This is a genomic window from Streptomyces beijiangensis, assembly GCF_017315755.1.
GTDB classification, from domain to species: Bacteria; Actinomycetota; Actinomycetes; order Streptomycetales; family Streptomycetaceae; genus Streptomyces; species Streptomyces beijiangensis.
The window spans coordinates 1-248 of sequence record NZ_JAFLRJ010001669.1 but is presented as its reverse complement, the minus strand read 5'-3'; the positions used below and the strand labels follow the sequence as shown (position 1 = coordinate 248).

Annotated in this window: 1 protein-coding gene; it reads right to left on the bottom strand. The window is 58.1% G+C overall.

Translation table 11 applies throughout. From position 1 onward, the window contains the following. Positions 1 to 248, bottom strand: a 248-nt coding sequence (locus J0695_RS43160; RefSeq protein WP_206970248.1) for an aconitase family protein, incomplete at both ends; no start/stop codon positions are given.

Here is a 248-nt window from a genome sequence, read left to right as displayed (position 1 = left end):
AGGTCGATGTCCATCGTGCCGGCAATCGAGTAGATGACAACCAACGGCGGGCTGGCTAGGTAGTTCATCGTGACGTCGGGGCTGATGCGACCCTCGAAGTTGCGGTTGCCAGACAGGACGGCCGTGACGGCCAGATCGTTCTCATTGATGGCAGCCGAGACTTCAGGAATGAGCGGGCCGGTGTTGCCAATACAGGTAGTGCAGCCATAGCCAACGAGGTCAAAACCCATCGCAGCAAGGTGTTCAGA